The sequence below is a fragment of the Bradyrhizobium sp. genome (genome assembly GCF_030654605.1).
GTDB lineage: Bacteria > Pseudomonadota > Alphaproteobacteria > Rhizobiales > Xanthobacteraceae > Bradyrhizobium.
Genome location: NZ_JAURXB010000271.1, coordinates 1 through 3,281 on the forward strand (window position 1 = coordinate 1; position 3,281 = coordinate 3,281).

The window sequence follows — 3,281 nt, forward strand, 5'->3', positions numbered from 1 at the left end:
GATCAGCTTCGACACCTCGAAGCCCGACGGCACGCCGCGCAAACTGCTCGACGTCAGCCGCCTCGCCAGGCTGGGCTGGCGCGCCAGCACCTCGCTAGAGGATGGCATCCGGCTGGCCTATCAGGCGTATCTCAGCGAACAGAAATGATCGCCGGATAAATCGAAGGCAGGTTCGATTTATCCTGCTTGTAATATATGCCCGGCCGAAGGTACGCTTCGCCCAAGAAAACCGTAATAGCGCGGCGGCATTGTTCCATATGGGATTGCCGAGCCGCAGCGAAGGTTCCGTTCGGGAGGCATCATGAAATTTCCGCGTCGCCAATTTCTGCAACTGGCCGCAGGGGCCGCCCTGCTGCCGGTCATTTCCCGGAGCGCAGAAGCGCAAAGCTATCCGACGCGTCCCATTCGCCTGATCATCGGGTATACCCCCGGCGGTTCGGCGGACCTGACCGCGCGACTGATGGGGCAATGGCTTTCGGAGCGGCTCGGTCAGTCATTCGTCATCGAGAACCGGCCCGGCGGCGGCACCAACATCGCCACCGAGGCGGCGCTGCGGGCCGCGCCAGACGGTTACTCGCTTCTTCTCGTCGCGCCGGCGAACGCGATCAACGCCACGCTCTACAGCAAACTCAACTTCAATTTCATGCAGGAGATGGTACCGATCGCAGGCATCATCCGTTTTCCGAACGTGGTGGTGGTGAACCCCGAGGTTCCGGTCAAGACGATCCCCGAACTGATCGCTTACGCCAAGGCGAACCCCGGCAAGCTCAACATGGCGTCCTCCGGCAACGGGTCCACGATCCATATGTCGGGCGAATTGTTCAAGATGCTCACCGGCATCGACATGCTCCACGTGCCCTACCGCGGCGGCGCGCCGGCGCTCACCGATCTGCTCTCCGGGCAGGTCCAGGTCATGTTCGACAACCTTCCGACCTGCGCCGCGCACGTCAAGTCGGGCAAGCTGCGCGGTCTCGCGGTCACCAGCACGACGCGTTCGGACGTGTTGCCGGACCTGCCGACAGTGGCTGATTTCCTGCCGGGCTTTGAAGCCAGCGCCTGGTATGGCCTCGCCGCACCGAAGGGCACGCCCCCCGAGATCGTCGAAACGCTGAACAAGGCCGTCAACGCGATCCTGGCCGATCCCGCTGCGAAGGCGCGGTTCGGTGAAATCGGCGCCATCCTGCTGCCGGGCTCGGCTGCCGATTTCGGCAAGCTTGTAGCGGATGAAACGGAAAAATGGGGCAAGGTGGTGAAGTTCGCCGGCGCCAAGGTTGACTAGCAAAGTAGTATCAAGATACCGTAAAATTCCGGAAAACACGAGCTCCGCTTACTGTACATGGGGTTGTTTTCGATATTTTTGTTTTCGAGGCCTAGCTGGCCGCATTGCGCGGCGCGGTCTTGCCGAGCGTCGCCGCCATCGCCGATATCAGCGGCTTCATGAAGAAGGCATCGTTGGCGGGATAGATGTCCGTGCGCAGGTCGTGGGACTTCAACTCGTCGGACACGACAGGCCCGACCGAGGCGATCGGCGTGCGCGCCAGCCCCTCGCGCAATCGCGCTTCACATCCATGCGCCCGCGCCACCTCGAACAGGCGGCGCGCCTGGCCCGAACTGGTCAGCGCAATCGCGTCGATCCGGCCCTGTGCCATCTCGTCGATCGCGGTGATGATGTTGGTCTCGGCGGCCTGCGCGTCGTAGACGTAAGGCGCGACGGCATCGACGTCAGCGCCTTGCGCCGTGATCGTGCCGATCAGCGCGCTGTGATCCTTGTCCGGATAGAGCTGCAGGCCGACGCGATGGCCCGCCAGATCGACCCGCGACAGCATCTCGGCGATTCCCTCCGAGGTCGGCTTCTCCGTCGTCATTTGCGGCTCCAGCCCGATCTCGCGCAGCGCTTTGCCGGGCTTGGGACCTCGCGCGAACTTGCGTGCCTTGCCGAGTGCGGTGACAAAATCCTGGTCGACGCCGGTCCGCCGCGCCACCTTCATCAGCCGCCGCAGACCCTCGCCGGTCATCAGCACCAGATCGTCGCAGGGTCTTGCGATGAAGCGGCCGATCCAGGCCTCGACCGGCGCGGAATCCGGCGCGTCGTGGATGGTGAACATCGGACATTGCAGCACGTCCGCGCCCTGCTCGGTGAGCAGGCGGGAAAACTGCGCCTCTTCGCGTGTTTCCAGGATGAGAATGCGATAGCCGTTCAGTCTGTCAGCCATGATCCTGCTCGAGCTCGGGTCGCCTGTTGTTTGTTCATCATGACGCTCCGACCGGGATTGGCGCAAGGGCGTTCCGGGTGATAGAGCAGGCCGCAAATCGCCGTTCCGTCCTCCTTATGAAGCCATCAAGCTCGCCATGCCCGATCATCAGTTCGTTCTGACACTGTCCTGCCCGGATCGCCCCGGCATCGTTTCGGCCGTATCGACGTTCCTGGCCCATAACGGGCAGAATATTCTCGATGCCCAGCAGTTCAACGACGTCGAGACCGGTCATTTCTTCATGCGGGTGGTGTTCAATGCCGCCGATCTCGCGGTCAATCTGGCGTCGCTGCAAACCGGCTTCGGGGCGATCGCCGAACGCTTCGGCATGGAATGGCTGATGCGCGACCGCGCCAGCCGCCGCCGGGTCATGCTGCTGGTCTCGAAATCCGATCACTGCCTCGCGGATATCCTGTATCGCTGGCGCACCGGCGAACTCGAGATGATCCCGACCGCGATCGTTTCCAACCATCCGCGCGACACCTACAGCAATCTCGATTTCGGCGAGATTCCGTTTCACTATCTGCCGGTCACCAAGGAGACCAAGCGCGAGCAGGAAACCGCGGTCTGGAATCTGGTCGGCGAGACCAGGACCGACCTCGTGGTGCTGGCGCGCTACATGCAGATCCTGTCGGACGAGATGTCGGCCAGGCTGTCGGGACGCTGCATCAACATCCATCATTCGTTCCTGCCGGGCTTCAAGGGCGCGCGGCCCTATCACCAGGCCCATGAGCGCGGCGTCAAGCTGATCGGCGCCACCGCGCATTACGTCACCAGCGCGCTCGATGAGGGTCCGATCATCGACCAGGACGTCGAGCGCATCAGCCACCGCGATACGCCCGAAGACCTGGTCCGCAAGGGCCGCGACATCGAACGCCGCGTGCTGGCGCGCGCCATGCGCCATCATCTTGAGGATCGCGTGATCCTCAACGGCCGCAAGACCGTGGTGTTCATGGACTGACGGAACTGCGTCAGTCGAATTTGGGATTGAAGGCTCTCGGATTCCAGCCGAAGTCGCGCGTGGCCGGC

At 62.9% G+C, this 3,281-nt stretch carries 3 protein-coding genes and 1 pseudogene; 3 read left to right on the forward strand and 1 reads right to left on the reverse strand.

Annotated features, from left to right (window positions below):
- Both Q7U29_RS24810 and Q7U29_RS24815 read left to right on the forward strand, forming a co-directional pair.
- A pseudogene (locus Q7U29_RS24810) lies at nt 1-148 on the forward strand (GDP-L-fucose synthase); the annotation flags it as partial.
- A gap of 153 nt (nt 149-301) precedes the next feature.
- On the forward strand, nt 302-1,279 hold the full coding sequence (locus tag Q7U29_RS24815; RefSeq protein ID WP_304745783.1) for a tripartite tricarboxylate transporter substrate binding protein: 978 nt from the start codon (nt 302-304) through the stop codon (nt 1,277-1,279).
- 91 nt (nt 1,280-1,370) lie between these two features.
- On the opposite strand, the gene Q7U29_RS24820 is transcribed toward Q7U29_RS24815, so the two are convergent.
- Nucleotides 1,371-2,213, reverse strand: a complete 843-nt coding sequence (locus Q7U29_RS24820; RefSeq protein WP_304745785.1) for a uroporphyrinogen-III synthase — start codon at nt 2,211-2,213, stop codon at nt 1,371-1,373.
- Nucleotides 2,214-2,349: 136 nt separating this feature from the next.
- On the opposite strand from Q7U29_RS24820, the gene purU reads away from it, so the two are divergent.
- Nucleotides 2,350-3,213, forward strand: coding sequence for a formyltetrahydrofolate deformylase (gene purU / locus Q7U29_RS24825; RefSeq protein ID WP_304745787.1), 864 nt, complete (start codon nt 2,350-2,352; stop codon nt 3,211-3,213).
- Nucleotides 3,214-3,281 lie beyond the last annotated feature (68 nt).